Raw genomic sequence first — 17490 nt, 5'->3', positions numbered from 1 at the left:
AACCCGCCAGAAACCGCCTGAAAGGGCGGGAAATTGATCAAATCGACGCTGGTCCGGCGCTCTGACGCTGAAATCCAAGTGTCAGAGTGCGTTGTTCAGACCCTCCTTAGCGACTCCGGTGCGGGTCAGGCAATCGTTGATCTAAAGAAAGAGTCTCTCAGTCGACCTGGTGAGGTTCTAAAGCTGGAGCGGGGCGAATCGCTCGATACGGTCTACATCTTGGACGGTCAGCAAATCCTTTTCTACAGCAAGAACGTTGTTGAGATTGATGGAGAGCCTGTCGCCTCCTCAATGCTCACGAATATCTGGAGTGATATCTCGTGGGAGGGTATTGCTGGCGAGGGCGGCGTGACATTTAAGAAAGGTAAAAAGCCCGAGCGGCTCCTGCGTCGTTGCATTGAGTTAACGACTAAACCTGGGGACCTTGTTCTCGATAGTTTTCTTGGAAGCGGGACGACAGCAGCAGTTGCTTTGAAGCTCAATCGCAGGTTTGTTGGTATTGAGCGAGGTGACCAGGCGCGAAGCCATTGCCAAGCGAGGCTTGTATCCGTTGTGGAAGGAGAGCAATCAGGTATTTCGAAAGAAGTCGGTTGGAAAGGTGGCGGTGGCTTTCGCTTCTACAAGCTCGGCGTGCCCGTGTTCGATGACGAGGGTCACATCCGCGACGGCATCAAGTTCGAGCACCTGGCCGCCCACGTCTGGTTCGCCGAGACTGGTGCCGCACGCTCCACTCGAGCCCCGAAGCAGCCGTTCCTGGGGGAGCACCACGGGGTCGGCTACTACCTGCTGTTCAACGGCATTTTGGGCGATGAGAGCAAGACCGGCGGCAACGTGCTGACCAAGCGGGTGTTGAAAGGCCTGCAGCCCTTTGACGGGCCCAAGGTGATCTACGGGGAGTCCTGCGACTTGCCAAAGGAGCGTCTGGAAGAACTCCAGATCACCTTCAAACAGACCCCCTACGACATCAAGGCACGCTAAGCATGGCTCTCTCCCTCAAGGTGTATCAGCAGCGGGCCCTGTCCAGCCTGGCCCAGTTCCTCGAAGACGCCCGGCTGACTGGCGCCGCATCCGCGTTTGAGAAGAACGTGGATGCCGGTCTGGTCACGCAATACAAACCCATGCCTCATCTGGAGGCCTCGCCCTACGTGTGCCTACGCATTCCGACGGGCGGCGGCAAAACCGTCATGGGCGCACACATCATCCAGGCGGCAGGCGACGCCTACCTCGAGCGCGAGTTTCCGCTGGTCATGTGGATGGTCCCCACCACCCAGATCAAGACCCAGACGCTGGAAGCCTTCAAAAACCCCCGACACCCCTACCGGCAAGAACTGGACGAGGCGTTCGGGGGCAAGGTCGCTGTGTTCGACGTGGAGGACTTCACCCACATCCGCCCTGCTGACTTGGGCACCAAGGTGTGCGTGGTCATTTCGACCATGGCGGCCCTGCGCGTGGAGAACCAGGAAGGCCGCAAGGTTTATGAGCACCACGAAGATTTGGAGCCTCACTTCGCCGGCAGCGTGTCCGACTTGCCCTACTTGGAGCAGAACAAGGCGGGAAAGGCTATAGCGTCCTTCGCCAATCTGCTGAAACTTCACGGCCCGTTGATCATCACCGACGAAGCCCACAATGCCAACACGCCCTTGTCCTACCAGGTTTACGAGCGCCTGGGTGCCAAGGTCGTGGTGGAGCTCACGGCCACGCCGGAAGCCAGTAAGAGCAACGTGCTGGTCAGCGTCAGTGCCTTTGAGCTCAAGGGCGCGGACATGATCAAGTTCCCAGTCGTGCTCAAGGAGCACGTCGGGCAGTGGGAAGTCGCCGTGGGCAGCGCTGTGGCCCGCCGTAACGAGTTGGGCAAGACCGCGCTGGGCGAGCCGGACTACATCCGGCCGATCCTGCTCATTCAAGCCGAGAACGCCAAGGGCACCGCCACGGTCGAGGAGGTCAAGAAGCATCTGATCGACAACGAGAAGGTGCCCGAGAAGGCGATTGCCATCGCCACGGGCGATCAGCGCGAGATCGACGGGGTGGACCTGTTCGCCAAGGACTGCCCCATCGAGGTCATCATCACCAAGCAAGCGCTCAAGGAAGGGTGGGATTGCTCCTTTGCCTACGTCTTCTGCTCGGTTGCCCAGGTCAAGAGCGACAAGGACATCCAGCAGCTGCTGGGGCGCGTGCTGCGCATGCCGTATGCGACCCGCCGCAAGCAGGAGGCCATGAACAAGGCCTACGCGCACGTCACCACTGCGGCGTTCAATCTGGCTGCTGCAGAGCTCACCAAGTCGCTCATCGACATCGGGTTCAACCCTCTGGAGGCCGTGGGCGCGGTGCTGCCGGATCCCACACCTGGGCCCGGCTTGGACTTGCAAGGCGGCAAGGTCAATCCGGTGCCCGTGACGCCCAGGGCCACCATTGCTGTGAGCAAACAGCCTGATCTTACCGGCATCCCTGCTCGGGACCAGGCCAGCGTGGTGTTCACTCCGAACGAGGAAGGCAAGGGCGGCTCGGTGGAGATCACGGGCGAGGTGGACGAGTCCACCGTGGAAGCGATCACCAAGGCTGTGCCAACCAAGGAGCGCGAGGAAGCGGCGGCTACAATCCAGCGGCATCAGATCGCCGCCAAGGCCGTCAAAGCCCCTAGCCAGAACGGCGCGGTGTTCAGCGTGCCGCGGCTTGGGGTCATGGAGCAGGGCGAGCTGGAGTTCGTGGAGAGCGGCGCCACGCCGCCGGGCTTCACCTGGGACTTGCTGGCCTATCCCCCGGACTTAACAAGCCTCAAGTTCAACGCAGATAGCAAGACCTTTGAAGTTGATTTGGTGGACGAGAAGGTCAGCTACACGCCGATTGATGACGACGTGAACACCTACTTGCCAGGCTTCGCCAAGGACCGCACACAGGCGGACCTGGTGGGCTGGCTGGACCAGAAGATCCGCGATCCAGCGGTCAAGCAGCCCGTGCTGCGGGAGTGGTTGCGCCGGTCCATCAGCGGGCTGTCCGAAGATCGGGGCTTCTCTCTCTCCCAACTGCTCAATGGCCAGTTCGTGCTCCGACGGAAGCTCGGCGAACAGCTCCAGATCGCCAAGGCGGAGGCGCTCAAGGATGGCTTCCAGCAGGCCCTGTTTGGTGCCCACGCTGAGATCGTGGTCAGCGACGAGCCTGATGCCATGTTCACCTACCCCGCGGATATGACCCAGTATCCAGCGCATTCTTACTACCAAGGTGGCACGTATCGCTTCCGCAAGCACTACTACCCCTTCGTGGGCGATCTTCAATGGAAGACCGCCGGGGGCAAAGCGGGCGAGGAGTTCCTCTGCGCCCAAGCCATCGATCAGCTGGATGAGGTGGAGTTTTGGGTCCGAAACTTGGTGGACAAGAGCCAGTTCTGGATGCCGACGTCCAAGCAGCGGACCTACCCAGACTTTGTAGCAAAGCTCAAGGACGGTCGCCTGCTGGTCGTCGAATACAAGGGTGGCGACCGTTACACGGCGGACTCCGAAAAGGAGAAACGCATGATCGGTGAGCTGTGGGCCAGCAAGAGCAAGGGAAGGGGGATCTACCTCATGGCCCAGCTGAGGGACGAGAAGGGCAACAGCGTGACTGAGCAGCTCCGGGCCGCTATCGCGTAGCTTCTTATTCTTAGAAAATGAGACGACACCATCTTATTGTTGTCGTCGAAGTGAAATCGCCATTGATAGTTATGTGGCGACTTCGATTGATGTGTAGCCTAGTTCTTAAAATGGAAACAGGGGAAGTATGGACGGAAACTTTGCTTCAACAATCGCAGACGCGGTCGCAGACGCGGCCAAGCAGATGGGGCATGTCAACATTCTGATCGCCGGTCGGTCTGGAGTCGGGAAGAGCACGCTGGTCAACGCCATCTTCCATGAAGATTTGGCTGAAACCGGGCAGGGACGGCCTGTTACAAAGGAGACCAAGGAGATCACCAAGGAAGGGATGCCGGTATCGATCTTCGATACCCGTGGCTTGGAGATGGCTGACTATAAGAGCACCATTGGTGCGCTCACGAATTTCATCCAAGCTCGCAAAAACGAGGTTGACCCCACGAAGCACATCCATGTTGCTTGGATTTGTGTGATGGAGGACGGCCGCCGCGTGGAACCCGCGGAAGTGGAACTGCATGCTGCTCTTTCCAAAGTCGTTCCTGTCATCGGCGTGATCACAAAGCATCGCTCCGACCAAGGCTTCAAGAAGGAAGTGGAGGGCCTTCTGCCAGAGTGCAGGAATGTGGTCCAGGTGCGCGCAATCAAAGAAGAGCTTGAGGACGATGTTGTATTGCAGCCCAAGGGCCTTTCAACCCTGGTTGAGGTCACCATCGGTGCGATCCCTGAAGGTGCAAAGCGTGCTTTCGCGTCTGCTCAAAAGGCGGATCTGAACACAAAAAAGTCTGAGGCTCGGAAGATCATTATGGCCGCAGCCACTGCGTCTGGTGCTGCTGGGGTCAGTCCGATTCCCTTTTCAGACGCGATGATCATCGCCCCTGTTCAGATTGGGATGATTGCAAAGATTACGTCGATCTTCGGCGTCAACCTGACCAACTCGATGCTCACTTCGCTTGTCAGTTCGGCTGTGGGTGTTGCAGGTGCAAGCTTTCTTGGGCGCACCTTGGTGAGTAACTTGATCAAGTTCATCCCAGGTGTAGGCACCGCAGCAGGCGCGGCTATTTCAGGGACGACCGCTGTTGCGCTGACATCCGCACTCGGAGAGGCGTATCTGGCCGCCATGGTTGCCATTTTCACCGATGATCCGGATGCGTCCCCAACGGGCGAAGAGATCGGCACTCGGTTTAAGAACGCCATGAGGGACATGCTCAAGAAATGATGCCGAGGCCCGGCTTGTCCGCGTGATAAGCCGGGCTGCTAGCGTCTGAGAGACGGTTGGATGTCCTGGGTTGCGTCAGCAACAGAAAGTCCTCCCCCTTCAAGTGGGGTGTGGGGACACAACTTAACAAAGCCATCTTTCGGCGACTCGTTGTCTGAAGTGCATCTTGCTGAAGTTGCCGCCTCGCGGAGTCATCAAGTCAACGTTTTCTGTTGTGCCTGGTATGAGTCTGTGATTTGGCCCTCATCCCACTAATGGGCTATAACCGTTGCTTGCCCTCAACGGAGTGTTTCCCTTGGCCTTGACCACCCTTCAGTCGATCAACGCGGAGATCAAGCAACTCGAAGCCCAAAAGCGTTTGGTGGAGAAACGCGACGGTGAAGTGCCCAAGGCCATCGCGGTGCTTCAGAAGTATGCGAAGGTTCTCAGTCCCGTCCAGCGTCGCCAGGTTGCCAAGCTCATTGGCGAGGCCATCGAGGTCAAGCCGGCGCGTTCCCCGAAACTTTCTGCGGGGCCGTTGAAGGGCCGAAAGCTCGGCAAAGTCGCCCCCAAGTATCGACTCCCGACGGGAGAGACCTGGGCAGGCCGAGGGCTGGCACCCAAGGCGTTCACGGCATGGGCCAAGTCGGCCGAAGGAAAAGCGTGGGCGCAGGCCAACCCTGGGGCCAAGTTCCCGCCTGCCTCAGGCAAAGTGAAGAAGGCTGCGGCCAAGGGGGCTGCGAAGGTGGGCAAGGTCGCCAAGAAGGCAAAGCCGATTCGGAAGCCTGCCAAGAAGGCCAAGGCGAAGCCGGCAGAGTAAGCCCGTGCGCAAAGGCCCGAATCCCCGCTGCAAGGCGCTGGCCGCTGCACACGTGTTGCTCGACATGGCGGAGGGAACGCTCTTGCAAGAGGAGGCGGGAACACGACTACGCAACCAGTTTGGGCTTCATTGGTCTGCCTTGACGTGCGTCCAATACTTGTCAGGGAAAGACGCGGTCGCTGCATTGACCGCCCTTCCGGGCGAGTGGAGCGAGCAGGGGCGGACGAAATCGGATCTCCTCCAAGCCGTGGTCATGGCCCTGGCGGTCGTGGATGAGGTGCGGGGCAGCCGCGGAGGGAAGGTGTCTGCCAGCAAGCTGTCCCTGCGCCTTCAAGAGGTGCGAGCCGCGGACGTGGGGAAGCGCAAATGACACGAACCTTGTCCGCTCCGAGCTATGCACTCCTGCAGGCCAGCGGCGAGTGTTGGAAGTGCGGCGAGGCAACGCCGGTCACGTCGGTGTGGGTGCCGTCCTTCGTGGACTACGCAGACGTAGATGAGCCGGGGGACGAGCCGGAAGCAGGCGATGCGGCCACTTTGCATGGTATCCAGGACTTGGACGATCAAGTCGCTGCGCACGTGCGCGAGGCGGCACCTTGGCTCAAGCCAGGGCGCTCGGAAACCGCCGATGCCACCTACTGGGTCAACCATTGCCAAGCCTGTTGCGCATTACAAGGCGACTTCTTCGTGATGGGCGTCAACGGCCCGTTCTTCCCTCAGTTCCGCGCCGAAGCCGACCGCCTTGAGCTCATCCCTGGGCGTGGACCCTTGAGCGCCAATGCGACGGCTGCACAATCCGAATGGATGGATTGGATCGCCGAGCGCCTGCCTGTCTGAAAGAGCATTCGTGTGCCGAGAACGGCATGCCTCGGGCATGCCGCTAACGATCACAAGATGACGGTTCTCTGCGGCTTAGCTGAACATTGCTAGTTGCGGTTGTAGCCATTGCGGGACATCAAGATTCGCTTCCAATGCGACTCCCTCTTGTCGATCTGGCTCTCTTGGGAGCGCCGGTCCATGACTTCGAGGATCGAGAAGCGGAGATCGCGCTGGCGATCTGTGGCCTTGATGCCGAACTCTTGGACCAAGGCCTTGTTCCAGCCGTGCCCGGTGCTCGAATACTGGCACCAGCGTCCCCAGATGCCGGCGTCGCCGTCTGCTTTTCCGACGTAGAGCAGGCCGGTCTTGCTGTCTGTTAAGAGATAGATGCCTTTGACACTGGAAAGAGCGGCACGCCAAGAGTTGTTGCCGCTGGCAACGATACGGTCCAAGGTGTCTTTGTCGATGTCCACTTGCCCGAAGCCAGGAAACTCTCCGTCTCCCAGCTTTTCTGCCAGAAGTTCGTGCACCACCATGTCTCCTGAGAGGGTCTCGCCTCTCAGATAGGAGGTGCGGCTGACGTATTTCCCCGTCACGAAGAGGCGTCCTTCTAACGCCAGTGTGCTGTCGATGCGTTCCAAGGTGTAGTCAACGTGGGGCGTTCCGTTGGCATCCACATCGGGCCTGCTTCCCACGGATCGGAAGAGGCCGGCGAACATCCAACGGTAGGTATTGGGGATTTGGACGAGGGACAAGACCATGTCTCGGTCGAAGTTCCGCTGCCGCTGCCAGCACTGCCAGTCGTCAAACCGGCCGTCCAGCCAAACATCGATCGGATCCTCGATCTTATTGTTTCGGGCCAAGTGAACCTTGGTGCGAGCCGGCTCAAACGAGGGTTCGTAGAGCTTGATGAGGTCATACAGGAGCATGCGCAATCCCTGGCGGCAGTTTGGACCACCATCTTCCCACTGCCAGGCGCTTTTGAACCAGCGCCCGGAACGTTTCAGGGGAAGGAGCTGGCCCGCTTCGCTTGTGCCTGCACTGGTTGCACCGGGCATGCGCGGCCACCACGTTCCCGGATATGTCTCGGCCCCCATCCTGCTGGGCGACCAGGTGCTCGGCGGTGCATTGAAAGGCTTGAGCCTTGCTGGGCTTCAGGCCGAGCTCTGATGGAGCTTCGAGCCACATCGGCAGACCGCAATAGAAGCAGCGGCCAGACTGGGCATGGAAGGCGGATGTGCGGATGGATTTGAGGCGCTTGGTCGTCATGGATGGCTCCGGAATCGAAAAAAGATTCCCGCGCCGCCATTGGGTGGACCTCGGGCACCCGACCCCTAAGGTGGCCGAGCACAACACCGACGCTTCAAGCGACCGGCGATTGCTTTTTAGCTCACTCGTGTCCCCGGTGCAAGCACTTGGAGGGGATCCGCAAAATCTTGTCAGCAGATCCTCTTGCGCAAATGTATTTATCGAGTATTGGTGAAGCAAGCCCAATCCGGGCCACTTTCCCTTTCCCTAAATCCGAGGAGGATTTTTCATGCGCAAGACCCTTTCTTTTTCTCTGGCCTTGATGGCCGCGTTTTCTGCCGCTTCGGCCTCCGCCGCCGACGTCACCGAAGACTTGATGATTTCTGCGACCGTGAACAACGAGTGCAGCATGCTCGTGACCCAGCTGGGCGGTGGTGAATACAACGGCTTGGCGGTTGGCACGCAGGGCTACTCCAACGGCGCGTTGCTGGTGCGTTGTAACCAGGGCACGGCCTTTAGCATCGTGCCCGGCGATGGATTGAACTACGGGGCCGCGATTGGCCGTCCCAATCACCGCGCCGTGTCCGATGGGGCCGGAAACTTCGTCGCCTACGGCCTCTTCAAAGATCCTGGTGCCAGCCAAGTGTGGGGCAGTGGGGCCGATGCTTGGGAGGGCGTGGGAACCGGTGAGCAGCAGATGATTGGCATCGGTTATGCCTTCTATGATTTGAACAAGGTGCCCGGTGGAACCTTCTCCGACACCATTGCCGTAACCCTGACTTACTGATCCTCAATCGTTTTCCTTGAAGCCCCCGGAAATCCCCGGGGGTTTTCTTTTGAAGGTGGGTTGACAACGTTAAATGTTTTGGTTGGATCAAAGGAGGTGATCGGTTTGGAGGAATGATGTTGAAGCGTTTGTTGGTGGTTCCATTGTTTTTGCTGTGCGCCGCTCCTGCGTGGGCGGGCAACGTGTCGTTGTTTCCCACAAGCATCGTGGCCCCGGCTGGAGAAAAGGCAGGGGCGTTGACCTTGGAAAACCACGGGGACATCCCCGAGCGCTTTCAGGTGACGGTGCTGGACTGGTCCCAAGATCCCAGCGGGCAGGACGTGACCAGCCCAGCTACAACCGTGCTTGCGGCGCCGTCTATTGTCGAAATCCCACCTGGGTCCCGCCGGGCCGTGCGGTTGGTCCGCACCCAGGGCGTCGGCACGCCCGGCTACTACCGCGTGCTGCTGCGCCAGCTGCCCCAGCCGTCTACGGCGGGCCAGGTGCAGTTGTTGATCCACCAGAACCTGCCGGTGGGGTTTGAAGACGCCAAGGCCGGTCCTCCGGTGCTCACGGCCCGCTTCACCGCCGACGGCCTTCTGCTGACCAACACCGGTTCGACCGCCGCGCGCCTGACCGCCGTCGGTCCTCAAGGCATGCCGGCATGGCGCGAAGGGGCGCTGGGGTGGGTGCTCCCTGGTCAGAGCAAGCTGGTTGAGCTCAAGCCCGGCTTGAAAGCGTCCACGCTCTCAATCACGGCCAACGGGTCCCCCGCTACCGTCCCCGCAGACTAAGGGCAACGCATGCGGCGGGGAAGCGTCCTGGGCCTCGCGCTGGCCCTGTCCATCGGCACCGCGCACGCGGCCATCCCAGACGGGGTGGAACCCGTGCTTGCAGCGGCTATCCTGGCCAACCGCCAGCCCGCCAAAGACCCCGTGTTGCTCTGGCAGCAGAACGGGGCTTGGGTCGCGGAAGCCACGACTTGGCAGCAGCTCGGCGTGACCCTTCGCCCGGGCGAAGAGGGGCAGGACCTGACTGACCAAGCCTTGGGCGTCACGGTGGCTTACAACCCCGAGAACGCCACGGTCCAACTCACCATCCCCGCCGACCGCAAGCCAGCCCAGCAGCTCACCCGACGAGGCACCCCGGTTTCCCAGGTCTCGCCGGCCATCGGGGGCGTGCTGGTCAACTACAACATCGCCACCCAGATTGCAGGCGGCCGACAAGCCACGTCGTTGGCACTGGACGCGCGCACCGGAGGGCGTTGGGGCGTGGTCTCCACCACCGGGCAGCTCAACCAATCCCCCAACGGGTTTGGCATGCGCCGCGGCATGACCGCTTGGCAGAAAGACGACCTGCCGCGCCAACGGACTTGGCAAGCCGGCGATGTCTACGCCACGCCCCGCATCGGCCCGGTGGCGCTGGGCGGCATTCGCCTCGCGAAGGACCCGGCAGCCCTGGATCCGCTCACGCCGACGTGGCCCGTCCCGACCTTGGGGGGCATCGCGCTGGATCCGGGGCAGGTCAAGGTCCTGTCCAACCAAGCCGAAATCACGCGCCAGGACGTCAAGGCCGGCCCCTTCACCGTGGACGGTCGAAACGTTGCCCTGGGAGCCAGCCAAACGGCCGTGGTCGTGCGCGACGCCTACGGCCGGGAAACCGCCGTTTCCACTGCACGGCTCTACGTCGCCCCAACCCTGCTGCGCCCCGGGCTCTCCGCGTGGGAAATCGCCGCCGGCCAGGTCCGCGAAGACGAAAACCGCTACGGCACGGCCGGCGTCAGCGCGTCGTGGGCCAAGGGCGTCAACGACCGCTGGACCATCCGAGCCGGTGGCCAGCTGGACGAGAACGGCAAGGGCAACGTCACCGTGGGTTCCACCTGGGCCCCAGGCACCTGGGGCGTGCTCGACGGCGAGGTGGGGCGCTCAAGCGACGGCGGGACGCGCTGGGCTGTTGCCTACGACTACAAAGGGCCCAGTTTTGGCGTGCGGCTGGAACACGAAGAAAACGACGGCTTCTGGCGACTGCAGAGCGAGACGGCGCTGCCCATCGCCTCGCGCACCCAAGCCAGCATTTCCTACCGCCCGGATCGCCGCTTCAGCTTGCGCGGCACCTACAGCGCCATCGACACGGGGCGCACCAGTCTGGCCTTCGCCTCCCTGGGCGTGAGCGCAAACCTGGGACGTGCCGGCCAGGTCTCTGCCAACGTGCTCCGAGACCTCCGAGGCGACGATCTTCAAGTGGCCGCCAGCTACACCTACCGCTTCGGCAGCAAGGCCAGCGTGGGCGTGCGCGCCCGCCAAGCCCCAGGCCAGGACTTCCTGACCACCCGGGCCACCTACCGCACCGAGGGCGGCGTTCGCTTGGCCGCGGAGCACATCGACGGCGACCTGCGCAGCACCCGGGCCACGGCGGATGCCATGACCCGTTACGGCGACGCCCGGATCATGCTGGACCGCTACGACGGGCAAACCCAGGTGGCGGCCAACTTCTCCGGCTCCGTGTTCCTGGACCACCGCGGCGTGGCTTTCGGGCGTCCGGCCTACGCCAGCTATGCGGTCGTGGACGTACCGGGTCAGGCGGGCTTGCCGGTGCGGGTCAACGGAGCGCCGGTCGGCCAGACCAACAAGCAAGGCCGCGTCTTGGTGACCGACGTTCCCTCCTTGCTGCCCACCACGGTGAGCCTCAAAGACAAAGACCTGCCCGTGGGCGTGGAGATCGGGGAGACGGAGAAACAAGCCGTGGCCCCCCGGCAAGGCGGTGTGCGGGTGACCTTCCCCGTGCTGACCCGGAACGCCCGGGCCTTCACCCTGACCGGTGCCAGCATCGCGCCAGGAATCCTGGCCTCTACGCCGAATGAGCAAGCGATGATGGGCTACGACGGAGCGCTCTACTTGGAGCACCCCGAGCCGGGGATGGCCGTCGAGGTTTCCGGCGTGTGCAAAGCCGTGTTGCCGTCGCCACTGCCGGGCGTGGACGAAGTGGCGAAGTTAAGGTGCAACTAGCCGCTCAGGTCTCCCTCGCGAGTGGGCGGCACCCCTAGCACCCTTGCCTTTGCAGCAATGACTGCGCAAACGGTCGACCCACAAGCTGGGCAAACCGCAGGCTTGAGAAGCCTCTCTGGCAAGATAGGAACGATGGCCTCGCATTCGCAGCGCAGCCCCAGGGCTTCGACCTTCTGCACCCGCCGCTCCGGGTCCCCCTTGATGGCCAAATAGCTCGAGTTGCACTTGGTATTCGGGCAGAAAACGGGCTTGTCCCCCGCTTGCTCGGCCGGGCCGAGAATGAGCACATGGCCGCAGTCGACGCATTTGCCCGTCGCGAGATCCTTGCTGGCAGCGATCAGCGTCGAGCTCGCAACCTCTTCCAGCTCAGCGATGAGAACACGGAGCCTTTCGATCTTCGGCCGTGCGTTCGTCAGATCTTTGCGCAGATGGAGAAAGCTCCCCAACGAGTTGTAGTAACTGCGAAACTTGCCCCAAGGAATGCGCTTGGCCTCGCCGATCGGCAAGAAATCCTTGTCCTTGAAAGCGGCCTTCAAGTCACTTGAGGCAAAATCGAGGTCTTTGGGCGGTGGCGTTACCGAGATGGAGAAGCTGGCCGTTTGATCAGAGTTCGGATCGAAGGCGGCCAGCATTTTGATGATCTGGTCCGGTCGCCACTCGCGAGCAAGCTCGGTGGAAACGTCTTCACCATATGCAGCCAAGTTCTGATACGCCACGGATTCCAGGCAGAATCGTAGTTCCAGCGCGGCGTAGATCAATGACGCGTCATCGCCCCTGCTGATTAGTTCTTTAGCCGTGCTTAAACGTTCCGCGATGTTGTAAAGGGCCATAATCAAAGGTTACTCGATTGGAACTCGGGATCAAGTTAACAGCCGCCTGTAGGCGCTATCTCCCAACGCGATTGCCTAAATGCGTGGGCGGGACTAAAGTTCGTGGAAGGGGGGATGGCCAGACAAGTTGAGAAGGAGCGCCCAATGCCCATCAGGGCCGTGGTGTATGTCAGCGAGGCATCCGACGCGTTGCGCGGCGATCTGCTTGGCCTCCGGAGCGGCAAGCTCCAGGAGCTGGTCGACGACGCAACTCGATTTAACCGGGACGCAGGTGTCAGTGGGGTGCTCTTGTTCGACGGGACGCGCTTCCTCCAATACTTGGAGGGCCCCCCGGACGGGTTGGACGTGGCGTTCTCTAGGGTGCTCGGAGCCTCGAGCCATCACGATCTGATCGAGCTGCAAAGAGGGACGATCACGGATCGCCGCTTGCCTTACTGGCCCATGCGCTGGTTGCCAGTGGAAGTCAAGGAGCTGAGCGAGGTCGCAGTGGGCGACTGGGCCGGTTTCAAGGTGCGGGGGGATGGAGAAGCGTTGAACGCAACGGCGATCGACCGTTTGATGTTTCTGGTGAGCAGGCGCGCACTGGTGGGGAAGTGAGTTGTTGGCGACCGCCAGGCCGCGCAAGGAATCCGACCCCTACGTGCAACCCAAGTCTTCGTGGATCGCCGTCACAAGCTGTCGGAAGCGGTAAGGCTTCGGGAGAAATCGAACCGTCTCGGGCAGGGGGGGCAGCTGCGAGCGTTGAAGACCAGACGCGAGCATGACGCGGGCCTGGGGTTGAGCAACCGCGGCTTCCGCCGCGACCTCCAGCCCGTCGGCGCTGTCTGGCATGTTGAAGTCGGTCACTACCACCGCGAACCTAGCGTCGCCGCGCAGGAGGACGAGGGCCTCGTCCCCGTTGCTGGCGGGAGTGACTTGGAAGCCCTGAGAGGTCAGGGCCTCGACGACGACGCTGCGGAGATCGTCTTCGTCTTCAACAAACAACACGTGGATCGGCATCTCAATGCTCTGGTGCGGGGAAGCAAAGGCTGACGCGGGTTCCCTTCCCAAGCTCGCTCTGGAGCTCGGTGAACCCGCCGGACTGGGCCGTGAAGCCAAACACTTGGCTCAAGCCCAACCCGCTGCCCCTTCCAATGGGTTTTGTGGTGAAAAACGGTTCGAATACCCTGGCCTGCTGGTCCGCCTCAATCCCTGAACCGTCGTCTCGGATGCTCAGGCAGATGTAAGGTCTTTCACTGGCGTTGGGCAACGTAGGATCACGGGTGTGCCGCGCAGCCGTGATGAGGATCGTTCCGCCCTTCGGCATGGCGTCGCGGCTGTTGCACACCAGGTTAAGGATTGCGGCCTCCAGCTGTGCCTTGTCCAGCGACAGGGTCGGAAGGCCCCGGGAAACTTCGACGGTCAATGCGATCGCGTCGCCGGCGGAGCGGCGCAGCATCGCTTCGCATTCGGCCATCAAGGCGGCCAAGTCGACTGCCTCTGGCACCAAGGTTTGTCCCTTGCCGAAGGTCAGCAACTGCCGAGTCAGAAGGGCCCCGCGCTCGGCGGCCCGCTGCGCGGTATCGATGAGCTTGGCCACGCCTCCGTTTTTCACCCGCAGGCTGATGAGGTCTAAACAGTTGGCTACGATGGTCAACAGGTTGTTGAAATCATGGGCCAAGCCGAGCGGGAACTTCCCGATGGCCTCCATCTTCTGCGCCTGCAGGAGATCGCGCTGGGCTTGGAGCAGCTGCTCCTGCGCTTCGTGGCGCTGGGTGATGTCGCGGGTGATTTTGGCAAACCCCACCAGTTCCCCGTCTTCCCAGATGGGATCGATCACGACGCTGGCACGAAAGCGGGTCCCGTCCTGCCGCAATCGCCAGCCCTCGGCGACGTAGCGCCCTTCTAAGGCCGCGGTCCGCAGGTTTCGCTCTGGTAGGCCGGCTTGGGCCTCCTCGGGCAGGTAGAAGCGGGAAAAGTTGGTGCCGACCACGTCGGCAGCCTGGTAGCCCTTGATTCGTTGCCCACCCGGGTTCCAGGTCTGGATCACCCCGCTGGGGTCGAGCATGTATAGGGCGTAGTCGGTGACGGAGTTCACCAGCAGGGCAAACTGCCGGCTCTCGTCCCTCAAATCGGTTTTCGCTTTCGCTGGTTGGTTCATGGGTCATCCTCTCGGCAGGGCCACCGAAGGGCGACAGAGTGCGCAGTGTAGAAGAGCGACGGCCGTCATCCTTTTGCGCCCTCTTAACAAATCGGGCGAGCCCTCGGGCCACACTGTCCAATCGTGGCACATCCACTCAGAGCGCTTGTAGGGAGAAAGTCATGGGATTGGACGGCAAAGCAGTAAGGGTTCTTCTTGTAGAGGACGAACCCACTCTCATGATGGTCTTGGAGCAGGCCATTGCCCAAGTCGGCTACGACGTCTCCAAGACGGCCGAAGATTTGCCCACAGCCTTGGCATGCGCCGAGGAGGCGGCCTTCGATGTTGCGGTGCTGGACGTCAACTTGAACGGGGTCGAGTCTTACCCCGTGGCCGATCGCTTGGTCGAGTTGGGGGTGCCGTTCCTGTTTACGACCGGCCTTGGGGCCAGCCGGCTGCCCGAACGCTTCAAAGGCACGCCCTTCCTTGAAAAGCCGTTCCGCCTGAAAGAGATCGCCGCCGCCCTCCAGTCCCTTTGCCACGAACTGGAGGTTCACTGAGTTTCCGGGCCTTGGGCGCCGGTCGGGACCTTCGGGTCCCTTTTTTTATTTCAGCGGGGCCTCGACCTGCTGGTAGGTTCCCACAGTCTTGCTCATGCCCAGAATGTGGCCCTTCGCGGCCTTTAGCACTTCGTCCCGCGTCGCGCCGGCCTTCAGATCAAGCACGGTGTCCAAGGCCAACAGCTGGAAGTGGTAATGGTGCGGTGGATCGCCCACAGGCGGTTTGGGGCCGAAATAGCCCACCGATCCTCGGCTGTTCGCCCCCTGCAGCATTCCCTCCGGTTTCAGAAGCCGCGGATCGACCGGCAGGCCCTCGGGCAGCGATTGCTCGGTGGCTGGGATGTTGTAAGCGACCCAGTGAACGAAGGGTTTGACGTTGGCTGCATCCGGATCCTCCATGATCAGCGCATAGGACTTGGCACCAGGCATCGGGCTCCAAGAAAGAGCGGGCGATGCATCGTCGTGATACGCGCTGAAGCGGGGAGGCAACGCTTGGCCCGAGGAGAACGACGGGGAGCGGAACTGGAACGCGGCGGGGTTGCCGATCCGATCCTTGGCCAACGGGACCCCCGAGCCTTGATTGACTTGGGCCATCAAGGGCCCGCTAGGCACTGCCGCCGCGGGGGAGGCGGACGCTTGGCCCTGGCCGTAAGTCACACGGTAGATGACGCCGTTGGCATCGTCGCCGACCAAAAGTGCACCGCCCTTCGTCATCGCCAGACCGACGGGCCTTGCGATATGCGCCTGGCCGTTGTCGACCAGGAAGCCGGTCAAGAAGGGCTCAAACCCGACCGGCTTGCCGGCGTTGAAACGAACCCGCACCACCTCGTAGCCCGACGCAGGCTTGCGGTTCCAGGAACCGCGCATCGTCACGAAGGCCTCCCCCCGGTAAGCTGCCGGGAACTGCTGGCCGGTGTAGAACAGCATCTGCATGGGGGCCGCGTGGGCGGTGTAGCCGAGCACCATGGGCCATACTTCTTTCCTTTCTGAATGCGGTTGAGCTCCTCGGGCTGCTCATCGTTGCCTAAGTAGTCGATGCCGTGATCCATCCCCCACAGCTCCCCCGTTTTGGAGTCCCAAGCAAAGCCGATGGTGTTCCGCAGGCCGCTGGCAAAGATGGACCGGCTCTTGCCATCCGGCGAGGACCTCAGCAGCGCCGCATGCTCGGGATTGGTCTCGTTGCACGCGTTACAGGACGAGCCCACGCTGATGTAGAGCATCTCATCAGGGCCAAAGGCCAGCGTGCGGTTGGGGTGCTGACCGCCATCGGGCAGGTCGTTGATGATCCGTTCCTCTGGACCCAACGTGCCGTCCGGGCGTATGGGGGCGCGATACACGTCGTTGGCCGTGGCGACATACAGCTGCCCGTTGGCGATGGCCAGCCCGTGCGCTCCTGGACGTGAGAAGACCACCTTCGGTTCGGCGTCCAAGGCTCCGTCTTCATTGGCATCCTCCAGCAACAGCACGTCGCCTTGATCTCGACGTGAGACATAAATCCGCCCGTCCGGCGCTACGGCGATGATCCGGGGATTTTGAAGGCCTTGCGCCAAGGGACGCACTTGGAAGCCACTGGGCACCGTCAGGGCCTGAACGCGCTCGGGCGTCGCCTCCACCTTGGCGGGTTTGAACGTGTGGACGTTGGCTTGGACGTCGGTTCCGTCCCCCTGCTGAGCGAAGGCGAGGGAGGGGGCCAAGAAGACGAGCAAAAGCGCGGAACGGGTCATGAGGATGGCCTGGCGCTGAGGAGCGTTCAGCATGTGGCGGGAGCGGTCAATGGCCTGCGAATGCGTTGCATGCGCGCCGTTCACCACGAGGGCCAACGATCTCCAGGCCCACGCACCGCCGGTCTGAGATGCTCCGCCGTTCGCCAAGCCTTCACTCGGGGATCGCTTGATCCGCATCCCAGCCTCGATACGGTAAGGCTTCGCCCGACACGAGAGGAGGACGTCCATGGCAGAGCTCAAAGAGAACCTGTTGGACTGGCTGCGCGACGCACACGCGATGGAACAGCAAGCCGAAACCATGCTGAAGGGGCAGGCTTCGCGGATCGAGCACTACCCAGTGCTGAAGGCGCGCATTGAAGAGCACATTCAGGAAACCATTGGCCAGCGCGAACGGCTGGAAGGGTGCATCAAGCGCTTGGGCGGCTCGCCGTCGACCCTCAAGGACGTGATGGGCAAGATGGCAGCCTTCGGTCAGGCCGTCGGCGGCATGACGGCCTCCGACGAGATCGTCAAAGGCGCGATGGCCGGTTACGTCTTCGAGCATTTCGAGATCGCCTCCTACACGGCCCTGATCGCCGCAGCGAAGACGGTGGGCGATGCAGAAACGGCCCGGATCTGCGAAGAAATCCTCGTGCAGGAAGAGGCGATGGCCGACTGGCTGGCGGCCCACCTGCCCGAGGTGACCGAAGAGTTCATGGTGCGCGACGCCACGCCGGGCGTCGAAGCCAAAAAGTAACCGCTGCGCCGCGCCGGCCGGGTTCACGCCCGGCCGACGCGGCCGGGCCTA

Annotated in this window: 17 protein-coding genes and 1 pseudogene; 11 read left to right on the top strand and 7 right to left on the bottom strand. The window is 61.8% G+C overall.

From position 1 onward, the window contains the following. Positions 1 to 33: 33 nt before the first annotated feature. The 5 genes from J3A72_RS23130 to J3A72_RS18510 all read left to right on the top strand — a co-directional run bounded on the left by J3A72_RS23130 (position 34) and on the right by J3A72_RS18510 (position 6469). On the top strand, positions 34 to 978 hold the full coding sequence (locus tag J3A72_RS23130; protein WP_245336381.1) for a DNA methyltransferase: 945 nt from the start codon (positions 34 to 36) through the stop codon (positions 976 to 978). A gap of 2 nt (positions 979 to 980) precedes the next feature. Further along, positions 981 to 3623, top strand: coding sequence for a DEAD/DEAH box helicase family protein (locus J3A72_RS18525; protein WP_099481913.1), 2643 nt, complete (start codon positions 981 to 983; stop codon positions 3621 to 3623). A gap of 127 nt (positions 3624 to 3750) precedes the next feature. After that, positions 3751 to 4836, top strand: coding sequence for a DUF697 domain-containing protein (locus J3A72_RS18520; RefSeq protein WP_209572116.1), 1086 nt, complete (start codon positions 3751 to 3753; stop codon positions 4834 to 4836). A 295-nt stretch (positions 4837 to 5131) separates the two neighbouring features. Then, a complete protein-coding gene (locus J3A72_RS18515; RefSeq protein ID WP_099481915.1) occupies positions 5132 to 5635 on the top strand; it encodes an H-NS family nucleoid-associated regulatory protein in 504 nt (167 codons plus the stop codon). Between the two features lie 366 nt (positions 5636 to 6001). Further along, positions 6002 to 6469: a hypothetical protein gene (locus tag J3A72_RS18510; protein WP_209572114.1), complete on the top strand. Its 468-nt coding sequence runs from the start codon at positions 6002 to 6004 to the stop codon at positions 6467 to 6469. An 89-nt stretch (positions 6470 to 6558) separates the two neighbouring features. Here the strand turns inward: J3A72_RS18510 and J3A72_RS18505 are convergent, their stop codons facing one another. Then, positions 6559 to 7509: a GIY-YIG nuclease family protein gene (locus tag J3A72_RS18505; RefSeq protein WP_197591150.1), complete on the bottom strand. Its 951-nt coding sequence runs from the start codon at positions 7507 to 7509 to the stop codon at positions 6559 to 6561. 17 nt (positions 7510 to 7526) lie between these two features. Continuing rightward, positions 7527 to 7639 (bottom strand): annotated as a pseudogene (locus tag J3A72_RS23255) (hypothetical protein); the annotation flags it as partial. A gap of 349 nt (positions 7640 to 7988) precedes the next feature. Here J3A72_RS23255 and J3A72_RS18500 point away from each other — a divergent pair. The 3 genes from J3A72_RS18500 (at position 7989) to J3A72_RS18490 (ending at position 11470) form a co-directional block, all read left to right on the top strand. Then, entirely contained in the window at positions 7989 to 8486 is a 498-nt protein-coding gene (locus tag J3A72_RS18500; protein ID WP_099481920.1) for a spore coat U domain-containing protein, read from the top strand. Between the two features lie 116 nt (positions 8487 to 8602). Next, a complete protein-coding gene (locus J3A72_RS18495) occupies positions 8603 to 9259 on the top strand; it encodes a fimbria/pilus periplasmic chaperone (RefSeq protein ID WP_158230171.1) in 657 nt (218 codons plus the stop codon). 9 nt (positions 9260 to 9268) lie between these two features. Continuing rightward, complete coding sequence (locus J3A72_RS18490) at positions 9269 to 11470, top strand: fimbria/pilus outer membrane usher protein (RefSeq protein ID WP_209572112.1); 2202 nt, start codon at positions 9269 to 9271, stop codon at positions 11468 to 11470. Here J3A72_RS18490 and J3A72_RS18485 read toward each other — a convergent pair. Beyond that, entirely contained in the window at positions 11467 to 12300 is an 834-nt protein-coding gene (locus J3A72_RS18485; protein WP_024957532.1) for a hypothetical protein, read from the bottom strand. The two genes, J3A72_RS18490 and J3A72_RS18485, sit on opposite strands and share 4 nt — an antisense overlap. Positions 12301 to 12444: 144 nt before the next feature. Between J3A72_RS18485 and J3A72_RS18480 the strand changes: the two genes are divergently transcribed. Further along, the gene (locus tag J3A72_RS18480; RefSeq protein ID WP_100437276.1) at positions 12445 to 12897 is read left to right on the top strand and encodes a BLUF domain-containing protein; all 453 of its coding nucleotides are present in this window, start codon (positions 12445 to 12447) and stop codon (positions 12895 to 12897) included. 39 nt (positions 12898 to 12936) lie between these two features. Here J3A72_RS18480 and J3A72_RS18475 read toward each other — a convergent pair whose 3' ends face one another. Then, positions 12937 to 13299, bottom strand: coding sequence for a response regulator (locus J3A72_RS18475; RefSeq protein WP_024957534.1), 363 nt, complete (start codon positions 13297 to 13299; stop codon positions 12937 to 12939). Position 13300: 1 nt separating this feature from the next. After that, positions 13301 to 14440 (bottom strand): PAS domain-containing sensor histidine kinase, encoded by a 1140-nt coding sequence (locus J3A72_RS18470; protein ID WP_100437277.1) that lies wholly within the window; start codon positions 14438 to 14440, stop codon positions 13301 to 13303. A 161-nt stretch (positions 14441 to 14601) separates the two neighbouring features. Between J3A72_RS18470 and J3A72_RS18465 the strand changes: the two genes are divergently transcribed. Beyond that, complete coding sequence (locus J3A72_RS18465; RefSeq protein ID WP_065427875.1) at positions 14602 to 14979, top strand: response regulator; 378 nt, start codon at positions 14602 to 14604, stop codon at positions 14977 to 14979. Between the two features lie 45 nt (positions 14980 to 15024). On the opposite strand, the gene J3A72_RS18460 is transcribed toward J3A72_RS18465, so the two are convergent. Continuing rightward, complete coding sequence (locus J3A72_RS18460) at positions 15025 to 15912, bottom strand: YbhB/YbcL family Raf kinase inhibitor-like protein (RefSeq protein WP_209572110.1); 888 nt, start codon at positions 15910 to 15912, stop codon at positions 15025 to 15027. Next, the gene (locus tag J3A72_RS18455) at positions 15849 to 16931 is read right to left on the bottom strand and encodes a PQQ-dependent sugar dehydrogenase (RefSeq protein ID WP_209572108.1); all 1083 of its coding nucleotides are present in this window, start codon (positions 16929 to 16931) and stop codon (positions 15849 to 15851) included. Before J3A72_RS18455 ends, J3A72_RS18460 begins: the two co-directional genes overlap by 64 nt. Here J3A72_RS18455 and J3A72_RS18450 point away from each other — a divergent pair. Then, a complete protein-coding gene (locus J3A72_RS18450; protein ID WP_024957537.1) occupies positions 16930 to 17439 on the top strand; it encodes a DUF892 family protein in 510 nt (169 codons plus the stop codon). The two genes, J3A72_RS18455 and J3A72_RS18450, sit on opposite strands and share 2 nt — an antisense overlap. The last annotated feature ends 51 nt before the right edge of the window (positions 17440 to 17490 follow it).

It is taken from the genome of Stenotrophomonas sp. PvP093 (assembly GCF_017876915.1).
GTDB lineage: Bacteria > Pseudomonadota > Gammaproteobacteria > Xanthomonadales > Xanthomonadaceae > Stenotrophomonas > Stenotrophomonas muris.
Note: the sequence above shows the minus strand (reverse complement) of the source record. Positions and strands in the feature narration are given on the sequence as shown.